16 protein-coding genes and 1 rRNA gene are annotated in these 19,232 nt (G+C 66.4%); 5 read left to right on the top strand and 12 right to left on the bottom strand.

What is annotated here, in order from left to right; translation table 11 throughout:
- The first annotated feature begins 83 nt into the window (after positions 1 to 83).
- Positions 84 to 503: a heme-binding protein gene (locus tag NNX38_RS11720; RefSeq protein WP_255798143.1), complete on the top strand. Its 420-nt coding sequence runs from the start codon at positions 84 to 86 to the stop codon at positions 501 to 503.
- Here the strand turns inward: NNX38_RS11720 and NNX38_RS11725 are convergent.
- Entirely contained in the window at positions 480 to 2,333 is a 1,854-nt protein-coding gene (locus tag NNX38_RS11725; protein ID WP_255798144.1) for a GAF domain-containing protein, read from the bottom strand. The genes NNX38_RS11720 and NNX38_RS11725 overlap by 24 nt on opposite strands.
- Positions 2,334 to 2,650: 317 nt before the next feature.
- On the opposite strand from NNX38_RS11725, the gene NNX38_RS11730 reads away from it, so the two are divergent.
- From NNX38_RS11730 to NNX38_RS11745, 4 genes are read left to right on the top strand one after another with little or no spacing between them, the layout of a single operon-like run.
- Positions 2,651 to 3,316 (top strand): GntR family transcriptional regulator, encoded by a 666-nt coding sequence (locus tag NNX38_RS11730; RefSeq protein ID WP_255798145.1) that lies wholly within the window; start codon positions 2,651 to 2,653, stop codon positions 3,314 to 3,316.
- Complete coding sequence (locus NNX38_RS11735) at positions 3,313 to 4,830, top strand: MmgE/PrpD family protein (protein ID WP_255798146.1); 1,518 nt, start codon at positions 3,313 to 3,315, stop codon at positions 4,828 to 4,830. The genes NNX38_RS11730 and NNX38_RS11735 overlap by 4 nt, the downstream gene beginning before the upstream one ends.
- Positions 4,831 to 5,736, top strand: a complete 906-nt coding sequence (gene prpB, locus NNX38_RS11740) for a methylisocitrate lyase (RefSeq protein WP_227933236.1) — start codon at positions 4,831 to 4,833, stop codon at positions 5,734 to 5,736. It abuts the gene before it with no gap.
- Between the two features lie 42 nt (positions 5,737 to 5,778).
- Entirely contained in the window at positions 5,779 to 6,912 is a 1,134-nt protein-coding gene (locus NNX38_RS11745; RefSeq protein WP_255798147.1) for a bifunctional 2-methylcitrate synthase/citrate synthase, read from the top strand.
- A 328-nt stretch (positions 6,913 to 7,240) separates the two neighbouring features.
- On the opposite strand, the gene NNX38_RS11750 is transcribed toward NNX38_RS11745, so the two are convergent.
- From NNX38_RS11750 to rrf, 11 genes are all read right to left on the bottom strand, one after another.
- A complete protein-coding gene (locus NNX38_RS11750; protein ID WP_255798148.1) occupies positions 7,241 to 7,723 on the bottom strand; it encodes an 8-oxo-dGTP diphosphatase in 483 nt (160 codons plus the stop codon).
- Positions 7,723 to 8,685 (bottom strand): site-specific tyrosine recombinase XerD, encoded by a 963-nt coding sequence (gene xerD, locus NNX38_RS11755; protein ID WP_227922815.1) that lies wholly within the window; start codon positions 8,683 to 8,685, stop codon positions 7,723 to 7,725. Before xerD ends, NNX38_RS11750 begins: the two co-directional genes overlap by 1 nt.
- Positions 8,686 to 8,981: 296 nt before the next feature.
- On the bottom strand, positions 8,982 to 9,644 hold the full coding sequence (locus tag NNX38_RS11760; protein WP_255798149.1) for an NUDIX hydrolase: 663 nt from the start codon (positions 9,642 to 9,644) through the stop codon (positions 8,982 to 8,984).
- 2 nt (positions 9,645 to 9,646) lie between these two features.
- The gene (locus NNX38_RS11765; protein WP_308219818.1) at positions 9,647 to 11,341 is read right to left on the bottom strand and encodes a CTP synthase; all 1,695 of its coding nucleotides are present in this window, start codon (positions 11,339 to 11,341) and stop codon (positions 9,647 to 9,649) included.
- Between the two features lie 46 nt (positions 11,342 to 11,387).
- The gene (gene recN, locus NNX38_RS11770) at positions 11,388 to 13,109 is read right to left on the bottom strand and encodes a DNA repair protein RecN (RefSeq protein WP_255798150.1); all 1,722 of its coding nucleotides are present in this window, start codon (positions 13,107 to 13,109) and stop codon (positions 11,388 to 11,390) included.
- Positions 13,106 to 14,119: an NAD kinase gene (locus NNX38_RS11775; RefSeq protein WP_255798151.1), complete on the bottom strand. Its 1,014-nt coding sequence runs from the start codon at positions 14,117 to 14,119 to the stop codon at positions 13,106 to 13,108. The genes recN and NNX38_RS11775 overlap by 4 nt, the downstream gene beginning before the upstream one ends.
- Positions 14,120 to 14,173: 54 nt before the next feature.
- On the bottom strand, positions 14,174 to 15,046 hold the full coding sequence (locus NNX38_RS11780; RefSeq protein WP_255798152.1) for a TlyA family RNA methyltransferase: 873 nt from the start codon (positions 15,044 to 15,046) through the stop codon (positions 14,174 to 14,176).
- Between the two features lie 2 nt (positions 15,047 to 15,048).
- Positions 15,049 to 15,297 carry a hypothetical protein gene (locus tag NNX38_RS11785; protein ID WP_255798153.1) on the bottom strand — a complete coding sequence of 83 codons (249 nt, stop codon included), beginning with the start codon at positions 15,295 to 15,297 and terminating at the stop codon, positions 15,049 to 15,051.
- 78 nt (positions 15,298 to 15,375) lie between these two features.
- Positions 15,376 to 16,374 (bottom strand): HAD-IIA family hydrolase, encoded by a 999-nt coding sequence (locus NNX38_RS11790; protein WP_255798154.1) that lies wholly within the window; start codon positions 16,372 to 16,374, stop codon positions 15,376 to 15,378.
- Positions 16,367 to 18,520 (bottom strand): hypothetical protein, encoded by a 2,154-nt coding sequence (locus NNX38_RS11795; protein ID WP_255798155.1) that lies wholly within the window; start codon positions 18,518 to 18,520, stop codon positions 16,367 to 16,369. The genes NNX38_RS11790 and NNX38_RS11795 overlap by 8 nt, the downstream gene beginning before the upstream one ends.
- Before the next feature lie 327 nt (positions 18,521 to 18,847).
- Positions 18,848 to 18,964: ribosomal RNA gene (gene rrf, locus NNX38_RS11800) — 5S ribosomal RNA — on the bottom strand.
- Positions 18,965 to 19,232: the final 268 nt, after the last annotated feature.

Raw genomic sequence — 19,232 nt, forward strand, 5'->3', positions numbered from 1 at the left:
TCGCCAGCGCACGACATCAGTGGTTATGTGGGGCGCGGCCGCTCCGGCCAGCATGTCTTCCACATCAATGACGAAGGACACCCATGCCACAGGGATCAGTGCTCGAGACCATCACCGCCGAGGAAGCCCGCCGCGTCATCGACGCCGCCGCAGCGAAGGCGACGGAAATCGGCCAGCCGATGGACATCGCCGTCGTCGACGCCGGCGGGAACCTCAAGGCACACGTCCGAATGGACGGCGCCAACATCGGCAGTATCACCATCTCGATCAACAAGGCCTACACGGCCATTGCGTTCCAGTGTGAAACCGGCGACCTGCAGGGAGTCACGCGGCCGGACGGTCCCATCTACGGGCTGAGCGACGCCCACGGCGGCCGGCTCGCGGTATTCCCGGGCGGCATCCCGCTGGTGCGCGATGGCAGCATCATGGGCGCCGTCGGGGTCTCCACGGGCACCATTGAGCAGGACCAGGAGGTGGCTTCAGCGGGTGCGGCTGCCTACTGAGGCCTGTCCTACTGCTCCGGTCACCAGCATGGTGCGGTTGCGGGCACCGGTCTTCCGAAGCATCGCGCCCACATGCTTCTCCACCGTCTTCACGGAGATTCCCAGACGCGTGGCAATCTGCTTGTCTGCCAGCCCCTCCGCCAGCAGGGTCCGTACCTCCAGTTCCCGGGCGGTCAGGCGGGAGGTATTCGCTGCGGGTTCAGAGGTGCCACTGCCCTCCGCGAGGCGGCTGAAGATCGCACCGTCCAGCAGCGCGTCCCCCCGGGCAGCCGCGACGACGACGCGCGCCACTTCCGTGGGAGTCGAGGACAGCGAGATGAAACCCCGCACGCCCGACGACGCCGAAAGCGTCAACTGCTCATTGGTCGGGTGATCGATAACAACAACGACGGGCCTCTCGACCGTGTCGCTGCCGATCGATCGCGCCCCTGCATATTCGCTGAGCAGGAGGTCATCGAGGACAATCATGTCCGGTTGGAGCAGTGACACGGATTCGGTGAGGTCCTCCAACGTGGTGACTTCGCCGAGGACCTGGACGGACGGCTCGGACGTTTCAAGCAGCCGGACGAGTCCGGCCCGGATGAGCGGTTGGGTACACGCAACAAGAACTTTCCACCGTTCCCGGGATGCGTCGCCGTTGGAGGAATACGGCACCTGCACGCGGATGCTGGTGCCCCAGCCCGGCGTTGAGTCCACGTGGACTTCGCCCCGCAGATAGTGTGCGCGGGCGGCTATGCCGTGCAGGCCGAGCCGTCTGCCCTGCGTGCTTCCTATGTCGCCCTGGATGTTCGGGCGCTCGAATCCGCGCCCGTTGTCCTCGACGATGACTGTCAGGCCTGCTTCTTCGTAGAAGATCCCGATCCGACAGGTGGTGGCACGGGAGTGGGCGACGACGTTGGCCAGGGCTTCCTGGATCACCATGAAGAGCTGATGGGCCACGACGGGCGCCAGATCGTGCTGCTCGCCGGTGACAAGGAGCGTCATGGTGATGGGATAGCCGGCACTCACAATATCGAGTTCCTGCCGGACAGCCTCCTCGATCGTGCTGCCGGCAAGGCTGGAGGGGGCGAGGCCAAGCACCGTGCGTCGGGCCTCGAAGAGTGCCTCGTGGGCGAGCACGCGGGCAGAGTCGATGTGCGCGATAGAGGGCGAGCCCCCCGGCGTAGCCTTGTCCGCACGGTCGAGGTGGAGCAGGAGCGAGCTCAGCGATCGGCCGATGGTTTCGTGGACTTCCTGCACAGCCCGTTCCCGCTCACCGGCAACCGCGGCCTCACGCTCTTTCGCCGCGGCCGCCTGATGGAGCCTGCTGTTCATGATGGCGATGGCAGCGTGGTTCGCAAAAAGTTCCACGAGGGAAGCGTCTTCGGCAGTGAAGACGCGGCCGGGCCCATTGCTGAAGATGGCGAAGGTACCGATGATGGCGCCGTCCCATGCGATAGGGACACCGATGACGGCGCTCCGCCACCTCGGATCGTCAGGGTCGATGTGGCCTGCGGGCACGGACGCGTAGCAGTCGAGGATGACAGTCCCCCGCGTCGCGACGATCTGGCCGGTCAGGCCTTCCGTCAGCGGAAACGTCTGGCCCTGGTGGCATCCGACGCCTTGATCCACTTCCTTGCGGTAGTACCCCTCGGCTTCATGCACGATGGAGATGGAACCACTCTCGCAGCCGAGGAGGGCGACGGCGTGCCCGAGCACGCGTTCGAGAAGCGGCACCAGTTCGAACTGCCCGGCGAGGTCGCCGGCTAGTTCGGTGATGCGGTCGAGTTCCGAGAGCGGAGCATGGCTTTGGTGGTTCCGGGTGATGCTGGGCGTGGGAAGCTGCTGCATAAACGGCACCTGTCTCCTGCGGCGCAACGCTGCGCTCGGGCCTTTAGAATAGCTCGCCGGTAAAGCCTTGCACCTGGTGCGTAGAGCCAAGCCGTTCTACTCAGCGGGTAGTCAGCGGAAGCCTGAGGTTGGGGCCGCTGCCCAGCATCGTGCGACGGCGCGCCGTCGGTTTCAGTTCCCCAAATACGGTCCGAGTCTGGCGGTAAATGTATACACAACCTCCGACGAGTCCCGTGAATGTGACCACGGATACGCTTTTTGCCCCACTCGTGTATACACTGTGGGGAAACGTGACGCAGATATCAAGGAGGCGCACCATGCGGGCCAGTGACCGCGCGTACGCCGCCCTGCGGCAGGACATCGTGGAGTGGCGGCTCCCGCCGGGCACCGTCCTGGGCGAAGTGGAGCAGTCCGCGCGCCTGGGTATTTCCCGCACTCCCCTGCGTGAAGCACTGAGCCGGCTGACTGCTGACGGCCTGGCCGCACCGCACAGCGGACGCGGCGTCGTCGTTACCGGCATCTCCCTCGACACCGTCGCCGAGCTCTTTGAACTGCGCCAGGCGCTGGAATGCAAAAGTGCGGCCCTTGCAGCCGTGCGCGGGCAGGCAGCGGTCTTTGACGAACTGCAGTCCCGCTTCCGCTCGGCAGGCAGCCTCATCAGTACCTCCGACCGGCAGAACCGCGGCGGCTACTACGAACTGGTGGCCGAACTCGACGCCGCCATCGACACCGCTGCGGCGAATTCCTACCTCACACAGGCGCTGGGCAACGTCCGGCTGCACCTGGCCCGGGTACGGCGCCTGGCCAAAGACAACCCCGAACGGCTCCTGGAAACCGCCGGGGAACACGCCACCATCGCCGCCGCCGTGGCAACAGGAGACCCGGACCTGGCGAGCGCCTCGGTATCGGTCCACCTGCACAAAAGTCTTGAACACCTTCGATCCGCCCGGATCACCACCCCCGAGATAAGGACAATCCCTTGAACCTGAACAAAGTACGGGTCTACCGCTCCGACGAAAAACTGGCCCGCGAAGACCAGCTGGCCTACAAGATCGCCAAGGTTGCCGCCGATCCCGTTGAGGTCACCGACGACGTCACGGACATGGTCATCAACCGCATCATCGACAACGCCTCCGTGGCCGTCGCTTCGCTGAACCGCGGCCCGATCGTCGCCGCCCGCGCCCAGGCCCTCTCCTTCTCCCCGTCCGCCCACGGCAAGGGCGCCTCCGTCTTCGGCGTGCTGGCCAAGACCTCTCCCGAGTGGGCCGCCTGGGCCAACGGCGTGGCCGTGCGCGAACTGGACTACCACGACACGTTCCTCGCCGCCGAGTACTCCCACCCCGGTGACAACATCCCGCCCGTCCTCGCCGTTGCGCAGCACACCGGCGCCTCGGGCCGGGACCTGATCCGCGGCATCGCCACCGGCTACGAAATCCAGGTCAACCTGGCCAAGGCCATCTGCCTGCACAAGCACAAGATCGACCACGTGGCCCACCTCGGCCCGTCCGCAGCGGCCGGCATCGGCACCCTGCTGGGGCTCGACGTCGACACCATCTTCCAGGCCGTCGGCCAGGCCCTGCACACCACCACCGCCACCCGCCAGTCCCGCAAGGGCGAGATCTCCACCTGGAAGGCACACGCTCCGGCGTTCGCCGGCAAGATGGCCGTCGAGGCCGTGGACCGGGCCATGCGCGGCCAGACCTCCCCCACCCCCATCTATGAGGGTGAAGACGGCGTTATTGCCTGGCTGCTGGACGGCCCCGACGCCGCCTACGAAGTGCCGCTGCCCGAAGACGGCGAAGCCAAGCGGGCCATCCTGGACACCTACACCAAGGAACACTCCGCCGAGTACCAGGCGCAGGCCTGGATCGACCTGGCCCGCAAGATCCACGCCGAGCACCCCGAGGCAGCGAATGCGGCCAACGTGGAAAGCGTCCTGATCGCCACCTCGCACCACACCCACTACGTGATCGGCTCCGGCGCCAACGATCCGCAGAAGTACGATCCCACCGCCTCGCGCGAAACCCTGGACCACTCGATCCCGTACATCTTCACCGTCGCCCTGCAGGACGGCGCCTGGCACCACGTGGACTCCTACTCCCCCGAGCGCGCCGGCCGGCCGGACACCGTTGCACTGTGGCACAAGGTCACCACCGTGGAGGATCCGGAATGGACCCGCCGCTACCACTCGCTGGACATCAGCGAAAAGGCCTTCGGCGGCAAGGTGACCATCGTGCTGACCGACGGCACCGTCATCACCGACGAAATCGCCGTCGCCGATGCCCACCCGCTCGGCGCCAAGCCGTTCACCCGCGAGCAGTACATCAACAAGTTCCGCACCCTGGCGGAGGGCCTGGTCTCGGCCGAGGAAATCGACCGCTTCCTCGCCACCGTCCAGCGCCTGCCCGAACTGGCGGCCGGGCAGCTGGACCAGCTGAACATCACCGCTGCCGAGGGCGTCATCAACCCCGCCGCCGCACCGAAGGGACTCTTCTAAATGCTGTACTCCTCCGTAACCCCCGAGGCCAAGCGGATTGCTTTCCGCGAAGGACTGGCCTCCGGCACCCTGCAGCAGTTCCCGGGTGCCTTCAACCCGCTCTCGGCGCGCCTGATCGAGGAAAAAGGCTTCGATGGCGTCTACATCTCCGGCGCCGTCCTGGCCAATGACCTGGGCCTGCCGGACATCGGCCTGACCACGCTCACCGAGGTGGCCACCCGCGCCGGACAGATTGCCCGGATGACCAATCTGCCCGCCATCGTGGACGCGGACACCGGTTTCGGCGAGCCGATGAACGTGGCCCGCACCATCCAGGAACTCGAAAACGCGGGCCTGGCCGGCTGCCACATCGAGGACCAGTTCAACCCCAAGCGCTGCGGGCACCTGGACGGCAAGAACGTGGTGGACACCGACACAGCGGTCAAGCGCATCCGGGCCGCCGCCGATGCCCGCCGGGATCCGAACTTCCTGATCATGGCCCGCACCGACATCCGCGCCGTGGACGGCCTGGAAGCGGCGCAGGACCGGGCCCGCGCCCTGGTCGACGCCGGAGCGGACGCCATCTTCCCGGAGGCGATGAAGTCCCTGGAGGAGTTCGCGGCCATCCGTGCCGCCGTCGACGTGCCGATCCTGGCGAACATGACCGAGTTCGGCAAGAGCGACCTGTTCACCTACGACGAGCTGGCCTCGGCTGGGGTGAACATGGTGATCTACCCGGTCACCCTGCTGCGCAGCGCCATGGGCGCAGCCGAACGCACCCTGGAGACCATCAAGGCGCACGGCACCCAGCAGGCCGATGTCCCCAACATGCTCACACGTGCGCGTTTGTACGAACTGGTGGATTATGAGGCGTACAACCAGTTCGACACGTCCGTTTTCAACTTCCAGGTTCCGGGCACCCGCTAGGACCCGCCATACATTTCCTGCACGACAAAGGAGTCAGCACCAATGACAGACACCCAGATCCACAAGGGCCTGGCGGGGGTACTCGTAGACACCACCCGCGTTTCCAAGGTCAACCCGGAGACCAATTCCCTGCTGTACCGCGGCTATCCCGTCCAGGAACTCGCCGCCCGGTGCAGTTTCGAAGAGGTGGCCTACCTGCTGTGGAACGGCGAGCTCCCCACCGAAGCGCAGCTGGCGGAGTTCACTGAAGGGGAACGCAGCCAGCGCGCCCTGACCCCCGAGCTGAAGGCCGTCATTGACGCGCTGCCCGTGACCTGCCACCCGATGGACGTCTGCCGTACCGCGGCATCCGTGCTCGGCGCATCCCATGAGCAGGCCGGGGATTCCTCCGTCCAGGCCAACATGGACAAGGCCGTCAGCCTCTTCGCTGGCATGCCCGCCGTCGTCGCCTACGACCAGCGCCGCCGCCGCGGCGAGGACGTCGTGGAACCGCGCGACGACTTGGACTACTCGGCGAACTTCCTCTGGATGACTTTCGGCGAGGAAGCCGCCCCCGAGGTGGTGGAGGCCTTCAACGTCTCGATGATCCTGTACGCGGAGCACTCCTTCAACGCGTCCACCTTCACCGCCCGCGTCATCACCTCCACGCTGTCGGACCTGCACTCGGCCGTGACCGGTGCCATCGGTGCGCTCAAGGGCCCGCTGCACGGCGGCGCGAACGAAGCAGTCATGCACACGTTCGCGGAGATCACCGAGAGCGCGGCCGACGGCGACGTCGCCGCCCACGCTGCCGCCTGGCTGGACGAGGCGCTGGCGGAGAAGAAGAAGATCATGGGCTTCGGCCACCGGGTCTACAAGAACGGCGACTCCCGGGTGCCGACCATGAAGTCCGCCCTGGACAACATGGTCAAGTACTACGACCGTCCGGACATGGGCGAGCTGTACACGGCACTGGAATCGGCCATGGGTGAGCGCAAGAACATCCTGCCGAACCTGGACTACCCGGCCGGTCCGGTCTACCACCTGATGGGCTTCGACACGCTCACGTTCACGCCGCTGTTCGTGGCCGCGCGGATCACCGGGTGGACGGCGCACATCATGGAGCAGCTCGAAGCCAACTCCCTGATCCGGCCGCTGAGCGAGTACAACGGTGCGGAGGAGCGGCACCTGCCGTAGGTTTCGCTTTCCCGGGCCTACTCCCGGCGCCAGTCCCGGGCCCGTCGGGGCCCGGGACTGGCGCCGGGGGCACCATCGGGGGCCCCGGGACGGCGGCCAACGAAATTCCCCGCTCGCAGAGCTCGCAGGGAATATTAAAGCCGCCTTATCCGGGGTCCCCTGCGCCTCTCCCAGGGCGCCTTATGGGGGCCCGGTTGGTCCAACTATGCCTCCCGAGCCTCGCCGCGCCGGGATTCTCTGATCCTCCCCCGGCGCCTTATCTAGATCCCGTCTCCCGGGCTGCCCATTCCGGGTCCGTTGCCTTTTCGGGGCGGTGTTATAGACCCGGCTAAGAGAAGACGACACTCGAAACGTTGACGTTGTCGGCAGCAATAGTGATGACAGCGTTGAAATAGTCGCCTGCCAGAAGGCGGGGCATCCAGAGGGCCGAGTCGGGCCACATCTTGGCGTAGGGCATTTCCCCGGCGGGATACCAGGCCGGAAGGATCTCGTCTGACTCCGTCGGTTCGCCGGACCAGCGGTGTGCACGGAACAGCACGGTGGACATGTCCAGCCCGGGCTGCGCCGGGAAGATCCACTCGATGGTTCCGGCACGCGTGAGATCGTTTTCCGCGACGATGACGCCGGACTCTTCCTCCACCTCGCGCACTGCGGCCTGCTCCGGGGTTTCGCCGGCTTCGATATGGCCGCCCAGGGTTACGACCCGGCCGAGGCCGAAGCCGGTCTTTTTCAATCCCATCAGGACCTGCCCGCCGTCCGGCGTCTCCCGGAAGAGGAAGCACAGCACAACCGGCGAGGCACGGAACTGCACTACAACGCCCGCGGGTGGGCTGCGGCGTAAACCTCGCGCAGGGTTTCCGCCGTCACCAGCGTGTAGACCTGCGTGGTGGTCACCGAGGCGTGGCCGAGCAGTTCCTGGACCACACGGACATCCGCGCCGCCTTCGAGCAGGTGCGTGGCGAACGAATGCCGCAGGGTGTGCGGAGAAACATCCCGGCCGATATCCGCCTTCTCGGCGGCGTTCTTCAGGATGGTCCAGGCGCTTTGCCGGGACAGCCGTCCGCCGCGCGCGTTCAGGAACAGGGCAGGTGTGCCCTTGCCCTTGGCAGAGGCCGCCGGGCGGCCGCGCACCAGGTATTCGTCCAGGGCACGGGCAGCGTAGGATCCCAGCGGAACCAGCCGTTCCTTGGACCCTTTGCCGAACAGCCGCACCACATCCGGCCCCTTGGCCGGAATACGCTCCAGGGACAGGTCATCGACGTCCAGGCCCACGGCCTCGCTGATGCGCGCTCCGGTGGAGTACAGGAACTCCAGCAGGGCACGGTCCCGCAGCCCGGAGGGCGTATCGAGGCTGACAGCCTCCAGGATGCGGGTGACCTCGTTGACGCTGATCGCCTTCGGCAGGCGCTTGCCCGGCATGGGCGGGTGTACGTCCGACGCCGGATCGGCGGCGGTCATGCCTTCGAGCGCCCAGAACCGGTGGAGTCCGCGCACCGCCACGATGGTGCGGGCAGCCGAGCGCACGCTCAGTGCGGAGGCACCGTCGGAGCCTTCGGAAATCGACTGGGCGAACGCCGTGACGTCGTGGCGGGAAATGCGTGAAATGTCCTCTACGCCCCGGGCACTCAGGAAACGGGCGTACCGCAGCAGGTCCCGGCGGTAGGCGTCGAGGGTGTTGACCGCCAGGCCGCGTTCAACGGCCATGTGCTGCAGGTAGCTGCCGATGGCCCGTCCCGCGGGCGTGGAACGCAGTTCCTCGGCTGCCGAAATCATCGTGGCGGCACGTGAGCGTGCCTGGGTAGCCGGCTTGGGTGCAGCTTTGGATTGGCGGGGCGGCGCGGAGTTTCGCTCGGCGTCGATCCCGGGTTCCGCTGCCGGTGCGACCTGAAGCTGGGGCTGCATGGAACCGGTCCGGTCCAGCTCGGCCAGGTCTGCGTCCCGCAGCCGCCGTGCTTCTTCCGATTCCAGGTCCAGTTTGAGGGTGGGATTCAGGGACCCGCGCAGGTTAATGGCAACGGTGTCGTTGTTCGTAGAGCTGGCATCAGCATCAGCGCTGGGCATTGTGGTTCCTAGCGCACGGGGCCGTTGGCCCAGGAGGAGTGCTGCGAGTGGTGTTCGGGCCACGGTGCGTCGGCGGGCCGCAGGTCGCGGTACCCGTTGCCGCGGGCGACGGCGGCAGCCAGGACGGCGGCCACCGCGGAAGGGCTGTGCATGCGTCCCTGCAGTGCTGCCTGCACGGCCTCATCCAAATCCACCCATGCGGTGGTGATTTCGGCTTCCTCGTGGGTACGGGTGTGCCGGTGCGCCTCCGGAACCTGGGAGATGCCGCGGGCCAGGTAGATGCGCAGGGCTTCCCGGGAGGAGCCGGGTGAGAGGAACAGGTCGGTGAGGACCTGCCACTCGGCGGCTTCAAGGTCTGCTTCCTCGGCCAGTTCGCGGGCGGCGCCGACCTGGAAGTCTTCACCCTCCACGTCCAGCAGCCCGGCCGGGATTTCCCACAGGGTCATCCGCACCGGGTGCCGGTACTGGTTGATCAGCAGCACCTGCCCGGCGTCGTTCATGGCCAGGATGGCCACGGCGCCGGGGTGGGCGACGTAGTCACGGACCAGGGGTTCGCCGTCGTCGGTCAGGAGGAACTTCTCCTTGACCACGTCCCACACCGGACCGCTGTAAACCGTTTCCGATTCCAGCAGCGGGCGCGGGCTTTGTTCGTCGGCGAACCCCGGTGCCATGGCTAGGCCTTGCCGCTCTGGTGGGCCAGGGCAGCCTTGATGAGTCCGGCGAACAGCGGGTGCGGCCGCGTCGGACGGGAGCTGAGCTCCGGGTGTGCCTGCGTGGAGACGTAGTACGGGTGGACGTCGGCCGGAAGCTCGACGAACTCAACCAGTCCGCCGTCGGTGGTGGTTCCGGAGAACACCAGGCCGGCGTCGGCAATCTGGTCGCGGTACTGGTTGTTGACCTCGTAGCGGTGGCGGTGGCGCTCGGCCACCTCCGTCTTGCCGTAGGTCTTGGCGACCACGGATTCCGGTTCCAGCTTCGCGTCCCACAGGCCAAGGCGCATGGTGCCTCCCATGTCGCCGCCGCCGGCGACAATGTCCTTCTGCTCGGCCATAGTGGCGATAACCGGGTACTGGGTATCCGGTTCGAACTCGGAGGAGGAAGCGCCTTCCAGCCCCACCACGTTGCGGGCGTATTCAATGACCATGCACTGCAGGCCAAGGCACAGGCCCAGCGTCGGAAGCTTGTTCTCCCGGGCGTAGGTCAGGGCGCCGAGCTTGCCCTCGAGGCCGCGGATGCCGAAGCCGCCGGGAACGCAGATCGCGTCCACCCCGGCCAGGGCCTTGGCTGCGCCTTCGGGGGTATCACAGTCATCCGAGGGTACCCAGCGGATGTTGACCTTGGCTTTGTTGGCGAAGCCGCCGGCACGCAGGGCTTCGGTAACCGACAGGTAGGCGTCCGGCAGATCCACGTACTTGCCCACGAGGGCGATGTCTACGTGGTGCTTCGGATTGTGCACGGATTCAAGCAGGCGGTCCCACTTGGTCCAGTTGACGTCCTTGAACTTCAGGTCCAGGTGCTGGACGATGTACGCGTCCAGGCCCTGGGAGTGAAGCGTCTTGGGGATGTCGTAGATGCTCGGGGCATCCGGGCAGCCGATGACGGCATCAACATCGACGTCGCACATGCGGCCGATCTTGTTGCGCATGGCATCGGGCACCGGGCGGTCGGAACGGATGACGATGGCGTCCGGCTGGATGCCGATGGACCGCAGGGCGGCCACGGAGTGCTGCGTCGGCTTGGTCTTCAGTTCCTGGGACGGGCCGATGTACGGCACGAGGGAAACATGCAGGAAGAAGACGTTGCTGCGGCCGATGTCCTGGCGGACCTGGCGCGCCGCTTCGAGGAACGGCTGGGACTCGATGTCGCCTACCGTGCCGCCGATTTCGGTGATGATGACGTCGGGGGTCTTCTTCGCCTCGGAGGGCAGGCGCATCCGGCGCTTGATCTCGTCGGTGATGTGAGGAATGACCTGGACCGTGTCGCCGAGGTATTCGCCGCGGCGTTCCTTGGCGATAACCGTGGAGTACACCTGGCCGGTGGTTACGTTGGCGGAGCCGTCGAGGCTCTCATCAAGGAACCGCTCGTAGTGTCCGATGTCGAGGTCAGTCTCGGCGCCGTCGTCGGTCACGAAGACTTCGCCGTGCTGGAAGGGGTTCATTGTGCCCGGATCCACATTCAAATACGGATCGAGCTTCTGCATGGTCACCGCTATGCCGCGCGACCTCAACAGATGGCCGAGACTTGACGCTGTCAGTCCCTTGCCAAGTGAGGACGCCACGCCACCGGTGACGAAGATGTGTTTGGTCGTAGAAGACGACTTGGGAAACCTGGAATTTGATCGCTGCACCACGGAGTTCGAGCCTATCACCTTTTGTCGTTTCGGGTTTGACCTGTGTCTTGTTTCCGTCGGGACTTCACTGAAGATGTCCCGCTGAATCCAACAGTTCCTCGGCGTGGGCGCGGGCCGACGCCGAGTCCTCCTGCCCGGCAAGCATCCGGGCGAGTTCCTTGATCCGCTCCTCCTGGCCCAGCACCCGGACGTCGCTGGCGGTGACGCCCGAACCGTCGTCGGCTGCCGTGGAGGTTTTGATCACGCGGATGTGGTGGTCGGCGAATGCGGCCACCTGCGGAAGGTGGGTCACGACGATCACCTGCACATGCTTCGCGAGCATGGCCAGCCGGCGGCCGATTTCGACGGCTGCCTTGCCGCCGACGCCCGCGTCCACTTCGTCGAAGATGAAGGTGGGGACCGGATCCACCGCGGCCAGGACCACTTCGATCGCCAGCATAACGCGGGAAAGTTCACCGCCGGAGGCACCCTTGCCCAGCGGGCGGGCCGGGGCGCCGGGATGCGGTGCGAGCAGGAAGGAAATGCTGTCGGCACCGTGCGGTCCCGGCTCCCCCGTGGGTTCCACCTCGATGACCAGGTTGGCGTCCTTCATTGCCAGCGCAGTGAGTTCGTCGCTGACCCGCTGCGCGAGTTCCGCGGCAGCCTCGGTCCGCAGTTTGGTCAGGGCCGCTCCGCGGGTCGCCAGACGTTCGTCGAGGGCATCGATCTCGGCCTCCAGGGCTTCGATCCGGGAATCGTCGGAGCTGAGTTCGGCGAGGCGTTTGGCGCTTTCGCCGCTCCACTCCAGGACCCCGTCGATCGAGGGGGCGTATTTACGGACCAGGCCTGCCAGTTCCGCCCGACGGGACTCCACCTCGGCCAGCCGTTCCGGTCCCTCGGAGTCCAGTGAAGCTCCGTAGCTGGCCAGCTCGGTGGCGATGTCGGCCAGGATGTAGCCCACCTCGGCCAGCCGCTGCCCGGAGGCAGCCAGCGCCGGATCATGCTCCCCTGCGGATTCCAGCTGCCGCTTGGCTGCGTCCACCAGCGACGTGGCGTCCCCGCCGTCAGCAAAATCGTCCGCGATGAGAGCCGCATGGGCGCTCACTGCAGCTGTGCGCAGTTCCTCGAGGTTGCTCAGGCGCATGGCCTCTGCCTTGAGGGAATCGTCCTCTCCCGGCTGCGGATCCACCGCTTCGATTTCCTCCAGCGCGGCAGTCAGGTATTCGGCTTCGCGCAGCCGGTCCCGGGCCTGGTCCCGCAGGTCGGCGAGTTCCTTCGCGGCGGCCCGCCAGCGGGCGTAGTCCTCGCGGTAGGTGCCGAGTTCGGCGGCAAGCGGGGAACCGGCGTACTTGTCCAGTGCCTCCCGCTGCGCTGCGGCACTCTTCAGGCGCAGCTGGTCGGTCTGCCCGTGGACTACCACCAGGTGTTCACCCACTTCCGCCAGCACACCCACCGGAGCCGACCGTCCGCCCACGTGTGCACGGCTGCGGCCGTCCGCGTTGACGGTACGTACCAGCGTCAGTTCGGCGGCGCCGTCGTACTCCTCGAGTTCGGCTCCCGCCTCGGCCGCGCGGACCGCCGCAGGGCTCTGCGGATCCACGTGCACGAGGGCCTCGGCGACGGCGGACTTGGCACCGATGCGGACGGCGCCGGCGTCGGAACGTGCACCCAGGAGCAGTCCCAGCGCGGTGATGACCATGGTCTTGCCGGCACCGGTCTCACCGGTCACCACAGTAAACCCTGGGCCTAGGTCCAGGGTGGCGTCGGTGATGACACCGAGGTCCCGGATCCGGATTTCCTCAATCATTCGACAATGCCTCCGCTGTCCGAAACTGCTGCGTCCCTGGCTGCCCGCCGGCCAGGTGCTGTGTCGCCGTCTGCTGCAGGGCTGAGCTGGGTCCCGGCGGCGGGTACCGGGGCTGGTCCGCGCCATCCGTGGGTGGGCAGCTGGAACTTGCGGACGAGCCGCTCCGAGAACGGGGTCAGATGGGTGCGCGCCAGGCGGACCGGTGTCTTGGACCGGGTCACCTCCACGCGGGAGCCCGGGGGCAGGTCGATGCTGCGCCGGCCGTCGCACCAGAGCACTCCGGCAGCGTCGGTACGGGTCAGGATCTCCACCGCCAGCACGGACGCCGGCGACACCACCAGCGGCTTGGCGAACAGGGCGTGTGCGCTGATGGGTGCCAGCAACAGAGCCTCGACCTCGGGCCAGACCACCGGTCCGCCGGCGGAGAAGGCGTAGGCGGTGGAGCCGGTGGGCGTGGCCAGCACGACACCGTCGCATCCGAAGGAACTGATGGGGCGGGCGTCTACTTCAATGACCACCTCGAGCATCCGCTGGCGGTCGGCCTTTTCCACTGCTGCCTCGTTCAGCGCCCACGTGCGGGAGATGAGTTCTCCGCCGAGCCAGACCTTGACGTCAATGGTCATGCGTTCTTCAACCGTGTAGGCGCGTTCCACGACCCAGTGGACGGTCTGGGCGAGGTCGGCACGTTCACTCTCGGCCAGGAAGCCTACGTGTCCCAGGTTTACGCCCAGCAGGGGCACGCTGGTTCCGCGGACCAGTTCCGCGGCGCGCAGGATGGTCCCGTCGCCGCCGAGCACCATGCCCAGGTCGACGTCGTCCAGTGCGACATCCTCGTCGAGGATTTCGGTGGGGGCGGTGAGTACTCCGTATTCGGCCTGGATGTCTTCAAGGTCCCTGCGCCGCATCACCGGAATGAGTCCGGAGGAATGAAGCTGGGTGCAGGCTTCCTGGGCAGCGGTCATGGCGGCCCGCCGCCCGGTGTGGGCCAAAACCAGTATGCGTCTGCTCATGTCCGTCTTCATCCTCTTCGTCCTACGGGTGAATGCCTGCGGCATGCCCATCCGTCAGTCTTCTACGGCGGGCTTCCGCTCCGCAAACCCGGCAAACGCCGTAGCTACCAGTTCGGCGGCCGCATCGGCCGGCGACGGGCCGGGGCCTTGTTCGCTTCGCGCGGTTTGGTCGGCTGTGGAGGCGGAGTGCTGCAGGGGAACCTGCAGCCACATAAAGAACTCCACATTGCCGTTCTGGCCGGGAAGCGGGCTTGGCGCAATGCCTGCGATTTCCAGCCCCGCACCGAGCGCTGCCGCCGCCACGGACGTCACAGCCGAGCGGTGCTGGAGCGGATCGGTGACCACCCCCGTTCGGTCCAGCCTCTCACGCCCCACCTCGAACTGGGGCTTCACCATCAGCAGCAGGCTTCCCCCGGGACGGGTGGCGGCCGCCAACGGTCCAACGACCATTGTCAGGGAGATGAACGACAGATCCGCCACCGTCAGGTCAACGGTTCCCCCGATGTCCGCCGGGTCGAGGTAACGGACATTCATGCCCTCGTAGACACTGACCCGGGGGTCCTGCCGAAGCGGTTCCACCAGCTGTCCGTGCCCGACGTCGACGGCGGCCACGTGTGCGGCGCCGGAGCGAAGCAGGACGTCGGTGAAGCCTCCGGTGGAAGCACCGGCGTCGAGGCAGCGCAGTCCATGCGGCTGCACGGCAGGGAAGGCAGCCAGGGCGCCCGCCAGCTTGTGCCCGGCGCGGCTGACATAGTCCGGCAGTCCGTCGTCGAGCACAACCAGGCGTTCGCCGGCGTCCACCGGTGCAGACGGTTTGACGGCGGGCTTCCCTGCGCGCAGTACCCGCCCTGCGGCAATCAGCTTGGCGGCCTGGGTGCGGGAGCGGGCGAGTCCTCGGGTGACGAGTTCCTGGTCGAGTCTGGGCATGACTAGTCTGCTGTCCCGAGATGGTTCCCGGGAGCCGGCGGCGCCTTTGGAGCGGCTGCCGGGGAGGGTGCCGCGGGCTCGGTGTTCAGCTCAGTGAGCAGGGCATCATGCAGTTCCCTGTAGACCGCTGCGTGAGCGGCCACCGGCTGGGCAGGCAGCGGACCGAGGGCGTCGAGCAGGGAATCGACGGCCTCGTCGTCCGTGGAGACCGGTGACTGCGGCCATGGCGTTGACGGCTGGGATTCAGGCATCGGTCTTCCTCCTGCTGTTGCATGCTGGATGCATTGACGATGAATGCGTAAATGGTGAACGGAGCTTCTCTTGGAAGCCTAGCCGCGGGCGGTGACAGTCCAGCGGATCTCGGGTGCCCGGGCAGAATCCACATCAGGGAAGGCGGCCCACCAGGCGGCACAGCCTGCGCGCCAGCTGTCCAGGTCCGAGGAATCGCCTGCAATCACTAGAGCGGTGTCCTCCATCCGGGCTGCAGCTTTGCCGCAGCGGTACTGCCCGCCCTCGAGGACGGGTGCCGGATACGGTTCAAACAATGCTTCAAGGTTCTCAATGAGGTACACCGGCCGCTCCGGCGTCCGTGCGGCCAGCGCCGTCAGCGGGGTGTCGACGCCGGTGAGTACCAGCGCGGTATCAAAACCGGCGTTGGTGCCGCCCAGGATGTCCGTGTCCAGCCGGTCCCCCACCACCAGCGGGCGATGAACACCCAAGTGGCGTGCCGCCGTCGTAAACAGCGGCGCTTCGGGTTTGCCGGCAACAAAGGGAACCCGTCCCGTGGCGGCACCGACGGCGGCCACCAGTGTTCCGTTGCCGGGTGCAATGCCGCGAGCCTGCGGAATGGACAGGTCCGTGTTCGTGGCAACCCAGACTGCTCCGCGTTCAACAGCGAAGGCTGCCTCGGCCAGGTCGGCCCATCCCAAGGAGGGATCGAACCCCTGAATGACGGCGTCGGGAGCGTCATCGGCGGAGGCAACGCGCACCATGCCCACGGCGTCGACGGCGGCGGCCAGGGTCGCGCTGCCGGTGACCAGGACCTTACTTCCCGGGGCAACCTTGGTCGCCAGCAGCTCCGCGCCCGCCTGCGCGGACCCGAACACATTTTCCGCGGTGGCGGGTGCTCCGAGTTCGCGCAGGTGGGCCGCAACAGTTTCCGAGGAGCGTGATGCGTTGTTAGTGATGTAGGCAAGCTGGACCGATACGTCGGCCAGCCTGCCGAGGGCCTCCACGGCCCCCGGAATAGCGTGCGGTCCGGCGTAGACAACGCCGTCCAGGTCGGAAAAGACCGCGTCGTAACCGGAGACCAGTGAAGGATTAGCCATCAGTGCGCTGCTGCTCCGTCTCTTCGGCGTCTTCACGAGGGGTTTCCTCGTCGTCGTCGTCGTAATTGAAGTCCGAGACTACGACTTCCACGGCCTCGCCGTCGTCATTGACGTCGCTGTCCTCCGCGAGCAGGTTTTCCTGCTCGTCGCTGGGCAGCGCGTCGATGTCCTCGTCGGAGGGCTCAAGGTTGTCCTTCGGGGCTTCTTCGGCCGGTGCAAAGTAGGCGCCGGAGCGGTCCTCGCGGTCCTCCGAACGGCGCTTCGGGCGTTCTTCTTCCTCAGGTACCAGGTCGAAGATTTCCGGCTCTGCAAAGTCGCCGAAGCCCAGGGCTTCGTCAGCCCGCAGGGCCTGCTTGCGCCAGTTTTCCGCTTCTTCGGTGCGGCCGGCAACTTCCAGGGCGTCCGCGTAGGCGCGGAACAGCCGCGGGCTGTAGGAGAAGGCCCGGTTACGGTCCAGCTGCGGGATCTCCAGTGCGGCAACAGCTGCATCGAACTGGCCCATGTCCATCCGGGCGCCGGAAACGACGATGGCGAGCTCCACCTGGCCGGCGGTGTCCAGGTCCTTGGCGTCTTCGGACCGGGCCATGTCCAGCGCCTTTTCCGGGTGGCCCAGACCGCGTTCGCAGTCGGCCATCATCGGCAGGTAGGCATTCGAACCGCTGATCCGGCGGTAGGTGCGGAACTCGCGCAGTGCTTCCCCGAAGTGCTCGGCTGCATAGGCGGTCAGGCCAACGGCTTCGCGGACCACTGCCATGCGTCCGCCGCGTCGGCTGGCGGCCAGTGCGTGCTGGAAAGCCAGCTCAGGCTCGTCATCGATCAAGCGACCGGCCATCACCAGGTGCTTGGCAACCCACTCGCTGTTTACTTCCTCCAAGTTGCGCAGCTGGGCGCGGGTGACCTTGTCCAGCTCCTGCCCGGTAACGTCCTCATCGATTTCCGGTGAACGTTCACGGTCGGGCCGGTTGGCGCTGCGCAGGTCCTTGGCGTTACGGGGACGAGCTGCCGCCGGAGCGTCATCACGACGGAACGACGGACGGTCGGAACCGTGTGACGGGCGGTCGCCGAAGGACTTGCGCTCACCGTCACGCGGCGGACGGGAATCACGCTGCGGACGATCATCGCGCGAGAACGGCTTACGATCCCCACGATCACCAAAGGACTTGCGCTCACCGTCACGCGGCGGACGGCGGTCATCGCCGCCGAACGACGGCTTGCGGTCTCCACGGTCACCGAAGGGCTTACGCTCAGCGGACTGACTGCGATCGCCAAAGGATCGACGCTCACCGTCGCGGGGAGGACGGCTGTCACGCTGCGGACGATCGCCGCGGTCACCGAAAGGCTTCCGCTCACCGTCACGCGGCGGACGGGAATCACGCTGCGGACGATCATCGCGCGAGAACGGCTTACGATCCCCACGATCACCAAACGGCTTCCGCTCGCCATCACGCGGCGGACGGGAATCACGTGAGAAAGGCTTCCGCTCACCGTCACGTGCGGGACGGCGGTCATCGCCGCCGAACGACGGCTTGCGGTCACCGCGGTCACCGAAAGGCTTCCGCTCACCATCACGCGGCGGACGAGAATCACGCTGCGGACGATCATCGCGCGAGAACGGCTTACGATCTCCACGATCACCAAACGGCTTCCGCTCACCATCACGCGGCGGACGACGGTCATCGCTCCCCCGGCTGGCACGGTCATTCCGGTCTGAACGGTTGTTGAAGGGGGGCCGGCCTTCGGCGTCGCGGGCAGGACGACGATCGTCACCACCGAATGAGGGCTTGCGGTCGCCGCGGTCGCCAAACGGCTTACGCTCACCGCTGCGCGCAGAGAACGGCTTACGCTCACCGTCGCGTGCGGGACGGCGATCATCGCCGTCCCGAGCGGGACGATCGCCGAAGGACGGCTTGCGATCCTTCGAATACGACGGCTTACCGGCTGCTCCGCGGTCGCCGAACGACTTACGTTCGCCGTCTCGTGCGGGACGGCCGCCGAACGACGGCTTGCGGTCTTCAAAGCGCTTGGGGGCGTTACGGTCATTAGTGGCGGGGCGTCCGCGGTCATCGCGGCGGTCCGACGAGCTGCTGTTGCGGGCTGCGTTGTTTGCGTCGCTGCCCCGCTGATCCCTGTTATTTTGCTCTGACATGCTGCTGAGTTCCTCTCGTCGTGAGCCGACCAACGGAATTACTGCAGTCGCTCGTCACTATGTACCTGTAATGAAGATGTAAAAGTTATGGGAGACGATCACGCCTCTGGGTAATTCTAGTGCAGTGCGCTGCCTGGCGCCGATTCTGCTCGCCCATTCGAGCCAGGTAAGCGAGTGAGTCTCGACACCACGGCCCCCGGACAACGTCTCGGTCCAGGCATGGAGCACGACGCCGGCCCGCCGCGTTCGACCTCCCCGGACGCACCCGGCGCTTAAACAAGGAGAGCCCGTACCAACACTGGTACGGGCTCAACCTCTTCAAATATTGTCCGGCGGTGACCTACTCTCCCACATCCTCCCGGATGCAGTACCATCGGCGCTGTGGGTCTTAGCTTCCGGGTTCGGAATGGGACCGGGCGTTTCCCCCACGCTATGACCGCCGTAACCCTTCTACCCGCACCCACCAAAGGCGGGAGGGGAAAACAATGGTTACAACACTCCCCCGGAACCACCCCCAAAAAAGAGGGGTACCGGGCAGTGCGGTAAAAATGTGAACCCGCCCCTGGACAAGGGGGCAATGGTTCGGTGTTCCAGGCACAGCAACCAACGGTTGTTGTCCGGGAACCACATAGTGGACGCAAGCAGCATGATCTACAACACCCTTTATACTTTGACGGACCGTTTGAAGTCGTGTCCGTCCAGGTGCTGGTGT

It is taken from the genome of Arthrobacter sp. zg-Y238, from assembly GCF_024385525.1.
GTDB classification, from domain to species: Bacteria; Actinomycetota; Actinomycetes; order Actinomycetales; family Micrococcaceae; genus Arthrobacter_B; species Arthrobacter_B jinronghuae.